The sequence below is a fragment of the Flavobacterium sp. genome, assembly GCF_031381455.1.
Classification (GTDB): Bacteria; Bacteroidota; Bacteroidia; order Flavobacteriales; family Flavobacteriaceae; genus Flavobacterium.
Genome location: NZ_JANMXZ010000008.1, coordinates 96,919 through 114,746, shown reverse-complemented (window position 1 = coordinate 114,746; position 17,828 = coordinate 96,919). Strand labels below are relative to the sequence as shown.

The 17,828-nt window shown below is 35.4% G+C and carries 15 protein-coding genes and 1 other RNA gene; 12 read left to right on the top strand and 4 right to left on the bottom strand.

Annotated elements, in window-relative coordinates; genetic code table 11:
- The first annotated feature begins 55 nt into the window (after positions 1 to 55).
- The 4 genes from RMN97_RS02150 to RMN97_RS02135 all read left to right on the top strand — a co-directional run bounded on the left by RMN97_RS02150 (position 56) and on the right by RMN97_RS02135 (position 4,057).
- A complete protein-coding gene (locus RMN97_RS02150) occupies positions 56 to 904 on the top strand; it encodes a class I SAM-dependent methyltransferase (protein WP_309612879.1) in 849 nt (282 codons plus the stop codon).
- Between the two features lie 46 nt (positions 905 to 950).
- Positions 951 to 1,223 (top strand): DUF4242 domain-containing protein, encoded by a 273-nt coding sequence (locus RMN97_RS02145; protein ID WP_309612878.1) that lies wholly within the window; start codon positions 951 to 953, stop codon positions 1,221 to 1,223.
- A 339-nt stretch (positions 1,224 to 1,562) separates the two neighbouring features.
- Positions 1,563 to 2,618 (top strand): hypothetical protein, encoded by a 1,056-nt coding sequence (locus RMN97_RS02140; RefSeq protein WP_309612877.1) that lies wholly within the window; start codon positions 1,563 to 1,565, stop codon positions 2,616 to 2,618.
- An 11-nt stretch (positions 2,619 to 2,629) separates the two neighbouring features.
- Positions 2,630 to 4,057, top strand: coding sequence for an MBOAT family O-acyltransferase (locus RMN97_RS02135; protein ID WP_309612876.1), 1,428 nt, complete (start codon positions 2,630 to 2,632; stop codon positions 4,055 to 4,057).
- Positions 4,058 to 4,075: 18 nt separating this feature from the next.
- On the opposite strand, the gene RMN97_RS02130 is transcribed toward RMN97_RS02135, so the two are convergent.
- A complete protein-coding gene (locus RMN97_RS02130; RefSeq protein ID WP_309612875.1) occupies positions 4,076 to 5,125 on the bottom strand; it encodes a glutaminyl-peptide cyclotransferase in 1,050 nt (349 codons plus the stop codon).
- A gap of 85 nt (positions 5,126 to 5,210) precedes the next feature.
- On the opposite strand from RMN97_RS02130, the gene ffs reads away from it, so the two are divergent.
- From ffs to fsa, 4 genes are all read left to right on the top strand, one after another.
- Positions 5,211 to 5,308: signal recognition particle sRNA small type (gene ffs / locus RMN97_RS02125), an RNA gene on the top strand.
- 50 nt (positions 5,309 to 5,358) lie between these two features.
- Entirely contained in the window at positions 5,359 to 6,357 is a 999-nt protein-coding gene (locus tag RMN97_RS02120; RefSeq protein ID WP_309612874.1) for an enolase C-terminal domain-like protein, read from the top strand.
- A 119-nt stretch (positions 6,358 to 6,476) separates the two neighbouring features.
- Complete coding sequence (locus tag RMN97_RS02115; RefSeq protein WP_309612873.1) at positions 6,477 to 7,280, top strand: SDR family oxidoreductase; 804 nt, start codon at positions 6,477 to 6,479, stop codon at positions 7,278 to 7,280.
- A gap of 145 nt (positions 7,281 to 7,425) precedes the next feature.
- Positions 7,426 to 8,082: a fructose-6-phosphate aldolase gene (gene fsa, locus RMN97_RS02110; protein WP_309612872.1), complete on the top strand. Its 657-nt coding sequence runs from the start codon at positions 7,426 to 7,428 to the stop codon at positions 8,080 to 8,082.
- A gap of 79 nt (positions 8,083 to 8,161) precedes the next feature.
- Here the strand turns inward: fsa and RMN97_RS02105 are convergent, their stop codons facing one another.
- The gene (locus RMN97_RS02105) at positions 8,162 to 9,574 is read right to left on the bottom strand and encodes a thioredoxin-like domain-containing protein (RefSeq protein WP_309612871.1); all 1,413 of its coding nucleotides are present in this window, start codon (positions 9,572 to 9,574) and stop codon (positions 8,162 to 8,164) included.
- 208 nt (positions 9,575 to 9,782) lie between these two features.
- Entirely contained in the window at positions 9,783 to 13,256 is a 3,474-nt protein-coding gene (locus RMN97_RS02100) for a reprolysin-like metallopeptidase (RefSeq protein ID WP_309612870.1), read from the bottom strand.
- Between the two features lie 663 nt (positions 13,257 to 13,919).
- Here RMN97_RS02100 and RMN97_RS02095 point away from each other — a divergent pair.
- From RMN97_RS02095 to RMN97_RS02080, 4 genes are all read left to right on the top strand, one after another.
- On the top strand, positions 13,920 to 15,539 hold the full coding sequence (locus RMN97_RS02095) for an ATP-binding cassette domain-containing protein (protein WP_309612868.1): 1,620 nt from the start codon (positions 13,920 to 13,922) through the stop codon (positions 15,537 to 15,539).
- A 68-nt stretch (positions 15,540 to 15,607) separates the two neighbouring features.
- Positions 15,608 to 16,243: a 2OG-Fe(II) oxygenase gene (locus RMN97_RS02090; protein WP_309612867.1), complete on the top strand. Its 636-nt coding sequence runs from the start codon at positions 15,608 to 15,610 to the stop codon at positions 16,241 to 16,243.
- Between the two features lie 94 nt (positions 16,244 to 16,337).
- A complete protein-coding gene (locus RMN97_RS02085) occupies positions 16,338 to 16,607 on the top strand; it encodes a helix-turn-helix transcriptional regulator (protein WP_309612866.1) in 270 nt (89 codons plus the stop codon).
- Positions 16,607 to 17,077: a hypothetical protein gene (locus tag RMN97_RS02080; protein ID WP_309612865.1), complete on the top strand. Its 471-nt coding sequence runs from the start codon at positions 16,607 to 16,609 to the stop codon at positions 17,075 to 17,077. The genes RMN97_RS02085 and RMN97_RS02080 overlap by 1 nt, the downstream gene beginning before the upstream one ends.
- Positions 17,078 to 17,085: 8 nt before the next feature.
- Here RMN97_RS02080 and RMN97_RS02075 read toward each other — a convergent pair whose 3' ends face one another.
- Positions 17,086 to 17,457: a hypothetical protein gene (locus RMN97_RS02075; protein WP_309612864.1), complete on the bottom strand. Its 372-nt coding sequence runs from the start codon at positions 17,455 to 17,457 to the stop codon at positions 17,086 to 17,088.
- Positions 17,458 to 17,828: the final 371 nt, after the last annotated feature.

The window sequence follows — 17,828 nt, the reverse complement described above, 5'->3', positions numbered from 1 at the left end:
GCTTGACCGCTCTAACTTCCTACTGGTTTACTAACAAATTAAAAATACCAATAGTATGGAAAAACAATTAGAAGAAATCCGTGAGCAACAAAAAGCTTCATGGAACAAATTTTCTCCGGGATGGAAAAAATGGGACGACCTGATGATGGATTTTCTACAGCCAATGGGCGATGAAATCATAAAATTATTGAGGTTAAATGACGCCGATAACGTTTTGGATATAGCTGCCGGAACAGGTGAGCCCGGATTAACAATAGCCAAAATTGTTACTAATGGAAAAGTAGTAATCACCGATTTATCAGATGATATGCTCGAAATAGCACGTGAAAATGCGATGCTTAAAGGTATAACCAATATTGAAACTCAAGCTTGTGATGTTTGCGAATTGCCTTTTGCAGATAACACCTTTGATGCCATAAGTTGTCGATTTGGTTTTATGTTTTTCCCAGATATGCTTCTTGCTGCCAAGGAAATGCAACGTGTTCTGAAACCCGGAGGAAGAATAGCAACTTCGGTTTGGAATCGTCCGGAAAAGAACTTTTGGGTAACTGCAGCAATGGGAACCATAAACCGAAACATGGAATTACCAACTCCACCTCCGGGTTCACCGGGAATGTTTCGTTGTGCCAAAGACAATTTTATTGTTAAATTATTTCAACAAGCAGGATTTACCAATGTTTCTCAAACAGAGGTTACAGGAAAATTAAAAAGCAATACTACAGATGTTTATTGGAATATGATGACCGAAGTAGCTGCGCCTATAGTTGCCGCGCTAAGTAAGGCAGACGATGCCATGAAAGAAAATATCAAAAAAGAAGTGTATCATCTTGTCAATGAAAGATATCCCGATGGGAATGTTCAAATTGACTCGAGTGCCTTGGTTATTTATGGTGAAAAAGGGTAATTAAAATCAAAACAATAATTCAATATTAATTTAAAACTAAAAAGTTATGACAAAGTATGTTATTGAAAGAGAAATTCCAGGTGCGGGTAATTTAACTCCAGAGCAGTTAAAAGGAATTTCACAAACCTCTTGCGGTGTTTTAAGTAAATTAGGATCAGAAATCCAATGGGTGGAAAGTTTTGTTACCGGTGATAAAATTTACTGTGTCTACATTGCACCAAACGAACAACTAATAAAAGAACATGCTAGCCAAGGTGGATTTCCTGCCAATAGCATTTCGAAAATCACAGCAATAATCAATCCTGTTTCAGCCGAGTAATTCCAATAGCGAAACCGTAGAGCAAAAGCAGTGTTTTTATTATTTGCCACAGATTCACAGATTTTAAATCATTTTTTAATCTGAGAATCTGTGGCTAAATTTTACTAATTATTTTGCAATTCAATTATGCAGATTTTGTCTACTTAATGAATACAAGTAGTGGTTAATATATTACGAAAACCAACTTATTAACAAGAAAATAGTTCATAAATAAAGTTAACTGTTAATTTATCAAATAATTAAATTGTTAAATTTGATACAGATTGCAATAAAATCAATACTAATCATTTCCCCACTTGATTAGATTTTATAACGCTGTATCAAATCAACTGTAACATTATGAACGAAAAATCTCTTTTCAAATCGGCTATTTTAACTTTAGTTATTGTAGTCACTATTGTCTTAAGCTTTGAAATTTATTTGCGGAATAAAGGCGTCGTCATAGATTATGATGATGGGCCACCGCTTTGGTCAGACAAGCGTGCGATGGTTTATGAACCATCAGATAAAGCTATTGTTTTTATTGGTTCGTCACGCATCAAGTATGACCTTGATATGGCTACATGGAAGAGTTTGACCAATGTGCATCCGATACAATTAGCAATTGAAGGAAGTTGTCCTCGACCTATTTTAGAAGATTTAGCTAACGACCCAAACTTTAAAGGAAAGTTAGTTATAGATGTGACTGAAGGTTTGTTTTTTTCTATGGCGCCGCCAAATTTGGAAACAGCTATTGAACGTATAAAATATTTTCATGACCGGACTCCTGCCCAACTCGCCAGTTTTGAGTTAAACAAAGTCCTCGAGTCGCAGTTTGTGTTTTTAAACAAGGATTATTTTTCACTTAACGCACAACTTGATGGCTTGGGGATACAAAGCAGGCCTGGGGTTTTTATGATGCCTTATTTTCCAAGAAATTTTTCTATGATTACTTTTGATAGACAACACTATATGACTGATGAGTTTGTAGCAAACACTGCTGAAATTAATCAGGTAAAAAGCAATTGGGTTTTCTTCGCCAAAATGGCGATGAGCGCACCACCAACGCCACCAAAAGTCTATGATGCCATCTTTAAATCGGTTACCGAAAATATCAATAAAATAAAAGCGCGTGGAGGAGAAGTAGTATTTGTGAGAACGCCATCAAGCGGTGATTACTATAAAGGTGAAAGTATGGGTTTCCCAAGAGACAAGTTTTGGGAAAGGTTACTAAAAGAAACAGATTGTCAGGGAATTCATTTTATGGGTTATCCGGCAATGGATCATTTTGATTGTCCGGAATTTTCGCATTTGAAACTTTCAGATGCTGTACTCTTTACCAAAGCATTTTTTAATGAATTGGGTAAACAGAAAGGCTTTACCGATTTGCAATCTAAAAATTCACAAACTAACTAACCCGAGCAATTATGGTATTTAATTCTTATACATTCGTCGCTTTCTTTATACTGATACTTTTTCTGCACAACTTGCCAATTCCCTGGAAAACCAAAAAAGTAAACCTATTATTAGCCAGTTATATTTTCTATGCTGCATGGAATCCACCGTTTATCTTGCTGTTATGGATGTCCACCGTTATTGATTTTTATGTTGGTAGAGCGTTATATACCCAAGAGAATCCACATAAAAAGAAACTTTTATTAGTCGTTAGTTTGATTGGTAATTTGGGAATGCTTTGCTTTTTCAAATACGGAACATTTTTGTTAGACAATTTTGTGGCATTGAGTCATGTAGTTGGATTTGATTTCAATCCGGCTAAACCAAATATTATTCTTCCTGCAGGGATTTCGTTTTATACATTTACCACTTTGTGTTATACTATTGATATGTATAAAAAAGAAAGCAAACCTGTTAAATCATTATTGGATTTCTCTTTGTTTGTGACTTTCTTTCCACACTTGGTTGCCGGTCCAATTGTTAGACCACCACAATTAGTACCACAGTTTGAAAGCCCAAGAGTGGCTTCGCGCAAGCAAATGATGGATGGTTTACTGCTGTTGACTTTAGGCTTGTTTATGAAAGTAGTTTTAGCTGATGGTATGTTGTCATCCACAGCTGATTCGGTTTTTGATAGCCATGATATGTTACCCATGTTAGATGCATGGATTGGCGTTCTTGCTTTTTCAGGGCAAATTTTTCTGGACTTTGCAGGGTATTCTACTTGTGCTATTGGCGTGGCGTTGTGTCTTGGATTTGTATTGCCTCAGAACTTTAACTATCCTTATGCAGCAATTGGGTTTACAGATTTTTGGCGTCGTTGGCATATTACTTTATCGAGTTGGCTAAGAGATTATTTATATATTCCGTTAGGAGGAAGTCGTAACGGAAAAGCTAAAATGTATTTTGCATTAATGATGACGATGCTTTTGGGGGGTTTATGGCATGGTGCCAATTGGACTTTTGTAGTTTGGGGCGGATTACATGGTTTGTATCTTTGGGTGGAAAAATTCTTTAAAGATAGAAAAGGAGTGAAGCCTGAAAGCAATACATCAGCTAACACGTTAACCAACTTTTGTTATGCGATGCTAACCTTTATGTTAGTCAATATTACATGGGTATTCTTTCGTTCTAAAACTTTTATAGGTTCATGGGCGTTACTGCAATCTATGTTTGGAATGGCTGATGGAAAACCATTGTTAACCACTTTAGCCATTTTGAAAGTGGCCATTATCATCCCTTTTATAGTATTGTTTCATTGGTTTTTACGAAACACCAAAGTACTCGATGTTGCTTACAAACTCTCGTGGTTTTGGCTTAGCATTGTTTGGTCAGGAATGTTGTTATTGCTTATTTGGGCACAAGAAAGCGGCAGTTCGTTTATCTATTTTCAGTTTTAGAAAAGTAAATTTAAATAGTTATTCTGAAACCTTAAGTTCAAAAGTTTTGTTCCAGTTTTTACCGGTTACGAATATGGTGTTTGTTTTTTTATTATAAGCTATTCCGTTTAGAACATCTGCTCCACTATTGGTTATTTTAGCTTTTAAAGCTGTTAAATTCAATACGCCTTCAACAGCTCCGGTTTGCGGATTGATGATGGCTATAGCGTCTTTTTGCCAAATGTTTCCATAGATCTTGCCATTTATCCATTCCAGTTCATTGACAGCTTTAATTTTACTGTCGTTTGTATAGACGTTGATAAAATCAGTGAGCTTTTGCGTTTCAGGATCCATTGTCCAAATCTTTTCCGTTCCGTCCGAATGATAAATGTTTTTGCCGTCATTTGTCATTCCCCAACCTTCTACTTTTTTATCAAACGTAAAGGTTTTTAGCTTTTTCAAGGTGTTGACATCATAAATAAAACCCGTTTCATTTTGCCAAGTTAATTGATAGATTTTGTTGTTGATAACAGTAATTCCCTCACCAAAATATTGCTGGTCAATGTCCACTTTTTTATAAACTTTTCCGGTTTTATAGTCAATTTTGGCAAAATACGATTTACCATTTTGTCCTGTGCTTTCTATTAGAGTGTCACGGAAGAATTCAAATCCTTCTGTAAAAGCATTCACATCGTGATTGTAGGTGTTCACGACGGTATATTTCAATAATTTCGGAACAATTCCCGAAGCCACTTCAACTCGGGTTTTGGTGGATACCGTATCGCCTTCAAAATAAACCAAAGCTTTCACATTTTGATAACCTAATTTTTTGCCACTCAAATCCAAAGTGAATTTTACACTGCCTTTCACAGATGAAATTCTTTTATCATTTACAAAATAAGCAACGCTGTCAATGGTTTTGTTTTTATTGTTTACCAATGTCAAATCGACTTTGTCTGTCGCCTGATACATAGGTTTTAAATTGCCTTCATCAAAGCTAAAATAGTTTTCTTTATCTTTTTGACTATCGCCACAACCGGCAATGCTTATAGCTAATAAAATGGTAATTAACGGGTTATAAAGTTTCATTTGGTATTATTAATTTTTCACTCACAAATATATTTATAAAGCTTTTAAATTCTTGCAAAAAAATAAAAAGATTGTATATTTGCACCGGCAAGTCCTACACGACCAGCTCCTGCAAAATCCTCCAGGATGGGAACATAGCAAAGGTATGTGGTTGAGCGGTGCGATGTAGGTCGCTTGCCATTTTTTTTAAAAAAGCATCCCGAAGTTATCGGGATTTTTTATTTTTACACCATATGATTTTATCATGGCAAATATTACGATTTCAACTCAAGGAAACCTTCGCCATTGCTTATGGAAATTATTCACACCGAGAAGCTTTAATCGTAACACTTGAAAAGACTGGGAGTAAAGGTTTTGGCGAATGTACATCTATAGATTATTATCACATCAGTCTTGCGGATTTCGAAGCTATTTTATCCAAAATAAAATCACAGATTAAAAGCCAAAATATAATACATCCAGCCGATTTTTATGCTTTCCTTTTGAAATTAGATTTACCAAGTTTTTTGCGTTCGGCATTAGATTGCGCTTATTGGGATTTGTTTGGTAAACTTGAAAAGAAAAGCTTTTTGGAATTAAATAAAATCGATTTCAATAAACTTCCAGAATCTTCGATTACCATTAGCGTAGATACTGTTGAAAATCAAATCAAAAAAATTGATAAATCTTTTTGGACAAAATTTAAAGTCAAATGCAATCATTTTGATGAAAATACTATTTCTAAATTATTAGAATTGGATGCAACTATTGCGCTTGATTCAAACGGAAGTTTCACCAAAGAAAATTGCCTTTGGCTAGAAAACAACGAAGCTATTTCAAAATTTGCTTATTTGGAGCAACCAATGAAAACCGGATTGGATAATTATCAGGTTTTGCATGTTGATAAATTTGCCAATTGGATGGCGGATGAAGATTGCCAGGATATTTCTGCTTTAAAAGATTTGAAAAAACATTATCGAAGCATCAATATCAAATTAGTAAAATGTGGTGGATTGACACCAGCTGTGGAAATGATCTCTATAGCCAAAGAAATGGGTTATAAAATTATGATTGGTTGTATGACCGAATCTACCATTGGAATTTCCGCAGGAGCAACTTTAGCTCCATTTTGTGATTATGCCGATTTGGATGGAGCCAATTTAATTGCGAATGACATTGCTAAAGGAAGTGAAATAGTAAATGGTAAAATTCTTCTCAGCGAAAGTTACGGATTAGGTATAAAATTGAGGTAAAACATTTTATCTTTAACATCAAAAAATAAGAATATAGAACATAGATAATAGAGCATAGAGATTCAGCTTAAGATAAACAGTCTATTCTCTATATTCTATTCTCTTTTATCTTTTTAAAAATGAGCAAAGTAGTATTAATCACAGGCGGTTCCTCCGGAATAGGGAAAGCCATAGGCGAGTTTTTATTTCATAAAGGATTTACAGTTTACGGTACGAGTCGTAATCCGGCGAAAATCACGAATTCTGTATTTCCTTTGATTGCTTTGGATGTTCGAAGCGTTGAAAGTATTCAGCATGCGATTGCCAAAGTAATTTCCATTTCTAAAAGAATTGATATAGTCATCAATAATGCCGGTGTTGGGATTACGGGACCAATAGAAGAAACACCAACGGATGAAATGCGAAATAATTTCGAAACCAATTTCTTTGGGCCGATTGAAGTGATTAAGGCCGTTTTACCACAAATGCGTGAACAAAAATCAGGTTTGATAATCAACATTACTTCTATTGCGGGTTATATGGGATTGCCTTATCGCGGTATTTATTCGGCTTCAAAAGGGGCACTCGAATTGGTTTCGGAAGCGATAAGCATTGAAGTAAAACCTTTCGGGATAGACATTGTCAATATTGCACCAGGAGAATTTGCTACAGATATTGCGGCTCATCGTTATCATGCACCATTACTGGAAGGTTCTGTTTATAAAACGGCTTATGAGAATACACTCGGCATGATGAATTCCCATTTGCATAGCGGTGATGATCCAAATGATTTTGCCAAAGAAGTGTATCATATCATTGAAGATAAAAACCCAAAGTTGCATTATAAAATTGGAGCTTTTATGCAAAAGTTTTCTATCGTTTTAAAACGAATTTTGCCTGATAGAATTTACGAAAGTATGTTGATGAATCATTATAAGCTCTGAGTGCCTTAGTAGCTGAGTGGCTTAGTAACTGAGTAAAAAAAACTCAGAAACTTAGGTTCTCAGTAACTCAGCAACTTAAAATTAATTGTAACTTTGCACTACAATTTAGGAAACACAACAATTATATATATAAACAAATCAAACTATGAAATTTTTTATTGACACCGCCAATTTAAGCGATATCAAAGAAGCGCAAGCAATTGGCGTACTTGATGGCGTGACGACAAATCCTTCGTTGATGGCAAAAGAAGGAATCACAGGAAAAAACAATATCCTGAAACACTACGTTGACATTTGCAATATTGTTGATGGAGATGTAAGTGCTGAAGTTAATGCAGTTGACTATGACGGAATGATTAAAGAAGGTGAAGAGTTGGCCGATTTGCATCCACAAATCGTAGTAAAATTGCCAATGACCAAAGAAGGAGTAAAAGCTTGTAAATATTTTTCAGATAAAGGAGTTAAAACGAATGTAACTTTAGTTTTCTCTGCTGGACAAGCATTATTGGCAGCTAAAGCCGGAGCAACTTATGTTTCTCCATTCTTAGGAAGATTAGATGATTGTTCTACAGATGGTTTGGCATTGATACAGGAAATCCGTGATATCTATGATAACTATGCTTTTGAAACTCAAATTTTAGCAGCTTCTATTCGTCACACGATGCACGTTGTAAACTGTGCCAAAATTGGTGCTGATGTAATGACCGGACCATTATCATCAATCACAGGATTATTAAAACATCCTTTAACTGATATTGGTTTAGCTCAGTTCTTAGCAGATTATGCTAAAGGGAATCAGTAATCAGATTACTATATCTAAAATAAAAAGTCCCGATTTAATCGGGACTTTTTATTTCTAATAATCTAACTTATCTAATAATCTACTTCAAGTTCTCCTCAAACTGCGAATCGAATATATTTGCAAATGCATTTTTAATTACTCCTTTGTTGTCCAGAATTATGGTGCGGTGTATTTTGTTGATTGCCCATTTGTTTTTTATCGTTTCAAAATCGGAACAATGCAATTCGGTAACGCCTTTGAATTTATATTTATCTAAGGTTTTTTTCCAATCTTCTTTGCTGTCATTAATATTTACAGCCACAAAATTATATTGTGGAAATTTAGATTTTAGTGCCATGACTTTAATGTGAACCGCTTCTAAATGCGACTTGGCCTTTTCAGTCCATAAGAAAAATATAGTATTTGGTTTCGTTAAACTGGATAACGAAACTTGCATACCGTTTGAATCAATTAGAGGAACTTCAGGTAATGAATTACCAACTTTCAACATTTGAATTGCGTTGCAAATGGCTGTTATTTCATTCTTTTGGCTCTTGTCTGTAGAAAGTTTTTTATAGGTATCTAAAAAGGTATTGTTGTTAGCCATATTCTGATCTTCGAGCAAATAGGTAAAAGCAATATTGTTGAGAATATTGTTTTTTACCATTTCATTTTTAATCAAAGTATCGGCTATGGTCATTTTATTGATATTGGTTTTCAAGGCCAAATCTTTTTCGCTAAAATGATTGTGATAATTTATGGTTCCCATATTGTTAAGCATATGTGACAAATACATCACATAAGGAGCATAATTTGAAAGTGCTGCATTATTAAAATCAATCTTCTTTCTGTAATCGTAATAATTAGCAGGTATTTTTTCAATCATATCTTCGCCAGTTCTTATTTTATGAACCAACGGATATAATTCTTTTTTGGAATAATAATTAAAATCTAAAGAAGCTTTGGCAAAAAGATCAAAATCATCGCTCCATTTAATTTCTTGCTTTTTTGTATTATAAAAGGCAGTTGCTTTGGCATACGTTGAATCTATTTCTTTGGAAAAGTCTTCAAAAGTATCATCAAAATACTCAAACATTTTGTATTTGTCCTTTTCATTTTTCAAATACATTTCCATTAAGAAATTATTTTTTTCTTCGCCACGACCACAAAAAACAATCGACTCGTCAAAGTCTTTTGAGTTCACACGAACCATTATACTATCATTCTTATCAAAATATACATATTGATATTCGGGTTCGTGTTTAAAAGTGTAAAGTCCGGGAGCCAAAGAGTCGAATTGCGTAAAAAAGCGATTTTTTTCGTCAAGTTTTAGGGTGTCAATGACTTCATTGTCTTTACAGAAAAGTACATAAGGATTATTCGGATTTACTACTTCACCACCAAAATAAGCGACATTTTCGCAACCTTTAAACTCGCTTTTACACGAACTCAAAAGAGCAATCAAGGGGAGAACAAAAGTAAAAATCTTTATATTTCTATAACTGTGCATCATTCGAAAGTAGTAAACAAAAATATTTCTATATAATGGATTTTACTGTTAAGCTATCGTTAAAGTTAAACCCTGATAAATATGCTGTTTTCTTAGTAATTATCCAACATTTTTTCAGGCAAATTTCCTTAAGGATATCAGTAAAACATAATTTGATTTTAAAACAAAAACCTCACTTATGGTGAGGTCTTTGTTGTTTTATGAAGCAGTCTTACTGTTTGATAAAGCGCTTTGTCTTTGTTGAAGTACCGTCAGTGATTTCTATTAAATAGATTCCGGATGGGAGTGTACCAACATAAACAGAATTATCTTCTAAATGATTTTTGATTAATTCCTTTCCCATCATATCAAAAATCCTAAACTCAGTCAGATTGTCAGAAGATGAAATATTTAGTATCTCTCCTATCACAGGATTTGGATATAATTTAAAATCCAACTTTGTAATGATTTCTTCTTCAGCTTTCCACGAACTTGTAATTGTTACTGTATAATCTTCCACTTCACCATAGGAAAAGGATTCACACGCTGTTGGGTAAGCATTATTTTTCATACTCACTCTCATTCTCGTAGAACCAGGCAATGCGTTAGTAGGAACAAAAATGCTTCCGCTGATAAGTTTTGTTTTAGTTTTAGATTCGCTTAGAACCTGTTCACCGTTATCTGCAAAATCGCCATCCTGATTAAAGTCTATCCAAATGCAATAGGCTCCAAAATACATTGAACTTGTCGAAGCCGGACTTATAGAAAATGGAATGCTTGTCCCTATAGATAAATTAGTTGACATCGAAGTGAAGTCTCCATAACCGCCATTGTTGCCAGAGACGTTATTAATTGAACCCAATTGTAATGCGTTAATATATTCCCGACCACTTCCAGTTGACGTACAATAAGTTTTGCCATTTGCTAAAGTAGTCACACTTACCGTATTATTTGCAGGCGAAGTATTTCCGGCCGCATCTTTGGCAACCACATAAAAGGTATAGTTGGTGGACGCTGACAAACTCGATACAGTATAAGCTGTTGCTGTTATGGTTGCTTTGAAGACGCCATTTTGATAAATAGAATAACCTGTAACACCCACATTATCAGTAGCTGCTGTCCAGTAAAGATTAGTGGAAGTTGTTGTAGTACCCGATGCTGTTAGTGTAGTAGCTGATGGTGCTGTTGTATCACTACTCGGAAGTGTTGTTATAGTAACAATATTACTGTTAGGTGAAACGTTTCCGGCCGCATCTTTGGCAACCACATAAAAGGTATAGTTGGTGGACGCTGATAAACCCGAAACTGCATAAGCTGTTGCTGTTATGGTTGCTTTGAAGACGCCATTTTGATAAATAGAATAACCTGTAACACCCACATTATCAGAAGCTGCTGTCCAGTAAAGATTAGTGGAAGTTGTTGTAGTACCCGATGCTGTAAGCGTAGTAGCTGATGGTGCTGTTGTATCACTACCCGGAAGTGTTGTTATAGTAACAATATTACTCGCGGACGAAGTATTTCCGGCCGCATCTTTGGCAACCACATAAAAGGTATAGGTTGATGCCGATAGTAAACCGGTCAGAGAAACAGTGGTTGTAGTAGTAGAAGTTTTCAATACACCGTTTTGATATACTTCATAACTTATTACTCCAACATTATCTGTAGTTGGTGTCCAAGAAAGATTTGTAGAAACTGCTGTTGTTCCTGAAGCTGTAAGTGTTGTAATAACCGCTGGAGGTATTGTGTCCGCAACAGCGGTACCATTTGTAATGGTGAAGTTAACATCAGATACATCAAAGAAGATATGATTACTTCCTTTAACCATAATACGGTTTGTTGTTCCAGCTAGATTTGGGATTACAACATTTTCAGCTCCATCGTTGGCAGTTCCTGAAAGTAAAGTGGTTGAAAAAGTCAATCCTCCGTCAGTTGATAATACTATATCCACATTGGCACAATTCACACCATTTGCTGTTGTTCCTGCCACATTCCAGGTAATGCTTTGTGTGCTTCCTCCTGAATAACTTACGGCAGTATTTGGTGAACTAACTGTGAATGGTCCTGCAGTTCCGTTGACCGTTACAATAACATCATCACTATTATTTGCCGGGCCACCCGCTCTGTTATCACGAACTGTTAATCTGAAGTTTAAAGCACGTCCCACAGTTGGCATTACTTCCCACGGAATTTCAGTTCCCGCTGTAGTGGTCAGACCGCTTAAAACAGTTGCCATTCTTGGAAAATAGCGAGTAGGTGAAGTAGTAGGAGTATAGGATCTGAAAACGGGACCTAAAGTGGCTGTTGCTGTTGGCGTAGCTGTTGTTGCCGAACCTAAATCCATTTCCTCCCAAGCATAGGTTAACACATCGCCATTAGCATCTGAAGCTGTTCCGGTAAGCATAAAAGGGGTGCCTTTTGGAATAGTATAATCCAAACCGGCACTTACGGTTGGAATAGCATTTCCGGTACTAGTAAGCGTAGGACAAGTTTTTGCTTTGATGTTATTGGTTACTTGTTGAATACTTATGGCATGGAAATAAGGATCTGAATGACGTTGAATGTCCTTTGTTGTTATTCCCGCATAACTCATAATCGTTGAACCACTTCCTGGTTCCATTTGGGCACCAGTACCTGATTCAGTAATATGTGTATACGTATGATTGGCTCCCAATTGGTGTCCCATTTCATGTGCAACATAGTCAATATCAAAATTATCTCCTGCCGGAATACCGCTTGATGGCGAGGTATAACCGCTGCCTTTTTGACCATTTATACATACACAGCCAATGCACCCTGCATTTCCACCACCACCGGTAGCGCCCAATAAGTGACCAATATCATAATTGGCCTCACCAATAACAGAGGTCAAGGTCGATTGTAACTGTGAATTCCAATTCGACATACTGGTGGAATCGGAATAGGGATCAGTGGTCGAGCTTGTGTAAATCACATTATCGTTTGTAGCTATAAGGACTAATCGCAAACCAAAATCGGTTTCAAATATTCCGTTGCATCTCGTTAGGGTATTATTCATTCCGGCCAAGGCCAATGCTTTGGTACCTCCAAAGTAGGTGGTGTATTCTCCTGTGCACGATAAAGCCAACCTGAATGTTCTTAGTTTAGCATCATCAGCATTTGGACGGGCATATGCCGTGTTACCAATAGTGCTGACAGCCTCGTCAATTACGCTGCATTCAATAGTAGTTAATGCGGTTTTATAATCTATTTTACTGTATACTGAGTACGTTTTCATATCGGCGGTAACCGGTTCTATAAATACAATTGGTTTTCCCGGTTTTAAAGTCATTGATTTAAATCCTAACGGAGATAAACTAAAATATACTCTGGTACCAGGATTTTCAACGCCTTCGGCAACATACGATTTAATTTCAGGGTATTCTGCCGCCAATACGGGATCCATAACCGGATTTTCAAACACACGGAATGCTTCGAGAGAACCTTCTGCATTTGGGAGTGTTATCAGCGTGTTCGATTTTTGTGCATTAAACATTCGTTTTGGTGAGGTCATCAAAACTTGGTGTAATGCATTTAAGTCTAAATCATAAAGATTTTTTTGTGGCAATTTTGCACCACCAATGGTTTTTGCTTTAGCTGTTATTGTGTTGTTTTTCCATAATGAATTTCCGTTCTGCGCTATGGCCATGCTGCTGACTACTAGTAAGGTAAAGGAGACAAATCTTTTCATAATACATTAGTTAGGTTAAATAGATTTCAAATTTAGGGGCTACAACAATCTTATCGATAAAAAACATAAAATAATCGATGAAATGCATAATTTTTGCAAATGATGTAATAAAAAGCCTAGCGTAGAATTTATAACAATTTCACGTTTGTAGGGTTTTAAAGATAATAAGTTGCTGAAAATTAGCGGTATGGCTTAAATGATAAATTTGGGTTGTTAACCATTGCGAATGTAATATGAGTAATGAAAAAACAAACAAGTTTTAACGTATTTATTTTTGAAGAAATTAGTGTTGATAAGTGATTTACCATAAAATTAAACACTTCATAAACAAATAATTACACGGATAAGCCAATGCCTGATTGACTTTGTTTGACTTGTGACTTATCAAAAGAATTATTCGTTGAACTGCATAAATTTTCGTTGTAATTCAATTTTTGATTAAATTCACATTACTATTACTACAATTAATTTAAAAGTTGTTTTTAATAAAGCAGGTCTTTCTTTACAATATGAAAAATACACCTCTTACTTAACTTTAAATTTGTAATCGTTCATTGACAGAAATGGCATAACTGAATGGGTCATCTTTCAAAAAACGGATTACTGCTACTGAAAACTAAACACTATTCACTACTTTTGCACCAAATTTTATAAATATAATTCATGTTAACTGTAAATAATTTATCGGTTCAGTTTGGTAAAAGAATATTGTTTGACGAGGTAAATACTACTTTCACACAAGGAAATTGTTATGGTGTGATTGGCGCTAATGGTGCGGGTAAATCTACTTTCCTTAAAATTCTTGCCGGCGACATTGACCCAACATCAGGAAGAGTTTTTCTTGAACCAGGGAAACGTATGTCGGTCTTGAATCAAAATCACAATATGTTTGACGAGCATACTGTTTTGGAAACTGTGATGATGGGGAACAAAGTGTTGTTTGCCGTGAAATCAGAAATGGATGCTTTGTATGCTGACTATGATGATTCGAATGCTGATAGAATAGGAGAGTTGCAGGTACAGTTTGAGGAAATGAACGGTTGGAATGCCGAATCTGATGCGGGATCGATGCTTTCAAATCTTGGAATTCCTGCCGATATGCATTATACTTTGATGGGTGAAGTGGAAGGAAAACTAAAGGTTCGTGTACTTTTGGCGCAAGCGTTGTTTGGAAATCCTGATGTATTAGTAATGGATGAGCCTACGAATGACCTTGATTTTGAAACGATTTCGTGGTTGGAGAATTTCCTGGCGAATTATGAAAACACTGTAATTGTGGTATCTCACGACCGTCACTTTTTGGATTCGGTTTGTACCCATATTTCGGATATTGACTTTTCAAAAATCAATCATTACTCAGGAAACTATACGTTTTGGTATGAATCAAGTCAGTTAGCCGCCAGACAGAAAGCGCAACAAAATAAAAAAGCAGAAGAAAAGAAAGCCGAGCTTGAAGAATTCATACGTCGTTTTAGTGCCAACGTAGCCAAATCGAAACAAGCTACTTCGCGTAAAAAGATGATCGAGAAATTGAACTTAGACGAAATCAGACCTTCAAGTCGTCGATATCCTGCGATTATTTTTGATGTTGAAAGAGAAGCCGGTGACCAGATTCTGCATGTGCAAAACTTAGCTGCCTCAGCGGATGGCGATGTATTGTTCAAGAATGTCGATTTGAATATGGCGAAAGGCGATAAAGTAGTTGTGTTTTCTAAAGACTCACGTGCTACGACCGCTTTCTATGAAATATTAAATGGAAATCAAAAAGCGGATGCCGGAACTTTTGATTGGGGAATTACAACTAATCAGTCGTATTTGCCAAATGATAATAGCCCCTTTTTTACCGACGGAAGTCTGAATCTGGTAGATTGGTTACGTCAGTTTGTAAAAACCGAGGAAGAGCGCGATGAGGTTTATGTTCGAGGTTTCTTAGGGAAAATGATTTTCTCGGGTGAAGAAGCTTTGAAAAAATGTACGGTATTATCCGGAGGTGAAAAAGTGCGTTGCATGTTATCCCGAATGATGATGATACGTGCCAATGTTTTGATGCTGGATGAGCCAACCAATCACTTAGATTTGGAATCGATTACAGCTTTTAACAATTCACTTAAAAACTTTAAAGGTTCGGTATTGTTTACTACACATGACCATGAGTTTGCACAAACGGTTGCGAATCGGGTTATAGAAATTACACCAAACGGCGTTATCGACCGTTATATGACTTTTGATGAATATCTTGATGATGAGAAGATTCAGGAAATGAGAAAGAAGATGTATACCTAGTATATGAAAACTCCCAAGTTAACGCTTGGGAGTTTTTTATTAGTTCCTTGTGAGACTTCTGCTTTTAATTGACCTACCTTGCCACAACTTGTCAATTCAGGTGTGGAAGTATGGAAGCGGATTTTGAAGACTTGATTGCAGGATTTTTGGCAAATGGTATTGGTATCTCTGAACACTTTTTAAGTGACGGCTTGTGTGAGCACTTGGCTTCTAATTTATTGTTGCTGCATGAGGATGACGCACTAAAGCCTGCAGGTGTTGGTAATGATAGTTTGTTAAAGCATAGCCAGCTAATACGCAAGGACCGGATTTATTGGCTCGATAAAGCCCACAATGACCCTTATGAAAACCAATTCTTTGAAAAGATGGATGCTTTTGTGGCCCACTTAAACGCCACTTGTTACGCCAACATTCAGAGTTATGAATTTCATTACTCACTATACGAAGCGGGCGATTTTTATGTAAAACATCTCGACCAATTTAAAGATAATGCCAGCCGACAATACTCGATGATTAGTTATTTAAATCCGGATTGGGTTGGTAAGGATGGAGGAGAACTACTAGTCTATCAAACCAATGCCAACCAAATGATTGCACCCACTCAAGGGAAAACGGTTTTCTTTAAAAGCAGTGCGCTCGAACATGAAGTTTTGGTTACGAATGGGAGGAGAATGAGTGTTGCGGGATGGTTGAAAAAAGGGTAGTATTACTAAATGTTATGCATGGTTGTATTCTTAAGTTTAAATATGATACTTATTGTATGTTGATCGTTGAATACAATAAGTATAGTTTTGTTTAATGGTAAATGAATTTCTACTCAAAGAATTTGGCAATAGAATTAAGCAATTAAGGCTTCAAAAAGAATATAGTCAAGAAAAATTATCTTTCTTAACAGGATTTCATAGAACTTATATTGGAATGATAGAAAGAGGTGAAAGAAATATTTCTTTATCTAACATAGCCGTATTTGCTAAAGTTTTTGAAATTAGTCTTTCGGCATTATTGGATTTAAGTATAGTTAACCCTAATCTTAGTTATAGTGATTACGAAATAAAATCTGAAAAATAATGTCAAGAAAGCACTCATTTGTATTGACATTATCAAATAATGTTACCGAAAAAGAAGGAGTTAATTATCTTATTGAAAATTATACGGGTTTTTTCAAAATCGATTTAATAACTAAAAAAGAGTTATTGGACTCATTAAAAATTGAGCATAGATTTCTTCAAGCTTTTGATTTGATTTATATACCAGAAATGCTAGGTAAAGTTGTTGATACAGGTTTTATTCAAACATATTTAGAAGATATCATTTTAATTGAATTGAAAACAACAAAAAAATATTTACCTGAAAATCCAAAAGGGTTCTTTTTTGGAGCCACAGAAAATGAATTTAATTTTGGTAAAATTCTTGGTTCTAGATTTAGATTCTGCTTTGTAAGTCTAAATGAAAAAGGTTCTTCATATGCTTTTTTAACATTAGATGAATTGGAAGAGAGGATTAAAAACAGAAGAATTCAATATCAAATTAATTTATAGAAATTATTTTATTCAAACTCATAATCAATTTTGAAGTGTGAGTTTTTAAATTCTTCAATAAGTTCTTCTTTTGAATATTTATGGTTTTCATCGAAAATTATTTTTTCATTGACATCAAAAAAATAAAAGGAATTTTTCTTCCTATAAATTTCCCAAGTACTAGTCAATACACCTTTTCGTTTGGTTATTTCGAACCCGCAATTGGGCTTTTTTTCTAGAATTAAAATTAGTTTTTCAATTGTCATATTCAAAATTATTATTTTTTTTTGAATAGACCCGCCTACAATTGTAAGCAAACGAAAGGTACTTGTCAACAAGTTATCAGATGGGTTAAATAAAAAAAACACCCACAAAAAGTGAGTGCTTATTGTTGCGTTCATCAAAATAGGTTCCCGCCTTCGCGGGAAAGACAAATGGGAGGTATGACAGGATTGTCGAGAATGTTTTACTCTTGAAACAGAACCTCCAAAATACTACTCGCCGCACCGCTTACCTTGGTACTCAATCCTAAACCTGCAAAGACTCCTGCGTCTCTCGAGGCAGCCTCAGGTTTTTGTTGATAAGGCTTCAACATTTTGTCGACGCAGCCTCGAGAACTTCTCCACCGTAAGGGTAACAATTATGGCTAATAAAAAAGAGGGAGTAACAAGTTTGAAAACAAGCGCTTATTTTATACATCAAGCGCTGTGAAGAAAAACATCAGCAGGTAAACCAAAATAAATTTTTAATTTTTGTGCCATTTTTAAAGTGA

What these genes read in the sequence shown, in the direction of transcription:
- RMN97_RS02115 (WP_309612873.1), top strand. Translation starts at nt 6,477, where the DNA reads ATGAGCAAAGTAGTATTAATCACAGGCGGTTCCTCCGGAATAGGGAAA.
- RMN97_RS02140 (WP_309612877.1), top strand. Translation starts at nt 1,563, where the DNA reads ATGAACGAAAAATCTCTTTTCAAATCGGCTATTTTAACTTTAGTTATT.
- RMN97_RS02075 (WP_309612864.1), bottom strand. Translation starts at nt 17,457, where the DNA reads ATGAACGCAACAATAAGCACTCACTTTTTGTGGGTGTTTTTTTTATTT.
- RMN97_RS02105 (WP_309612871.1), bottom strand. Translation starts at nt 9,574, where the DNA reads ATGATGCACAGTTATAGAAATATAAAGATTTTTACTTTTGTTCTCCCC.
- fsa (WP_309612872.1), top strand. Translation starts at nt 7,426, where the DNA reads ATGAAATTTTTTATTGACACCGCCAATTTAAGCGATATCAAAGAAGCG.
- RMN97_RS02145 (WP_309612878.1), top strand. Translation starts at nt 951, where the DNA reads ATGACAAAGTATGTTATTGAAAGAGAAATTCCAGGTGCGGGTAATTTA.
- RMN97_RS02120 (WP_309612874.1), top strand. Translation starts at nt 5,359, where the DNA reads ATGATTTTATCATGGCAAATATTACGATTTCAACTCAAGGAAACCTTC.
- RMN97_RS02085 (WP_309612866.1), top strand. Translation starts at nt 16,338, where the DNA reads ATGGTAAATGAATTTCTACTCAAAGAATTTGGCAATAGAATTAAGCAA.
- RMN97_RS02095 (WP_309612868.1), top strand. Translation starts at nt 13,920, where the DNA reads ATGTTAACTGTAAATAATTTATCGGTTCAGTTTGGTAAAAGAATATTG.
- RMN97_RS02135 (WP_309612876.1), top strand. Translation starts at nt 2,630, where the DNA reads ATGGTATTTAATTCTTATACATTCGTCGCTTTCTTTATACTGATACTT.
- RMN97_RS02080 (WP_309612865.1), top strand. Translation starts at nt 16,607, where the DNA reads ATGTCAAGAAAGCACTCATTTGTATTGACATTATCAAATAATGTTACC.
- RMN97_RS02100 (WP_309612870.1), bottom strand. Translation starts at nt 13,256, where the DNA reads ATGAAAAGATTTGTCTCCTTTACCTTACTAGTAGTCAGCAGCATGGCC.
- RMN97_RS02150 (WP_309612879.1), top strand. Translation starts at nt 56, where the DNA reads ATGGAAAAACAATTAGAAGAAATCCGTGAGCAACAAAAAGCTTCATGG.
- RMN97_RS02130 (WP_309612875.1), bottom strand. Translation starts at nt 5,125, where the DNA reads ATGAAACTTTATAACCCGTTAATTACCATTTTATTAGCTATAAGCATT.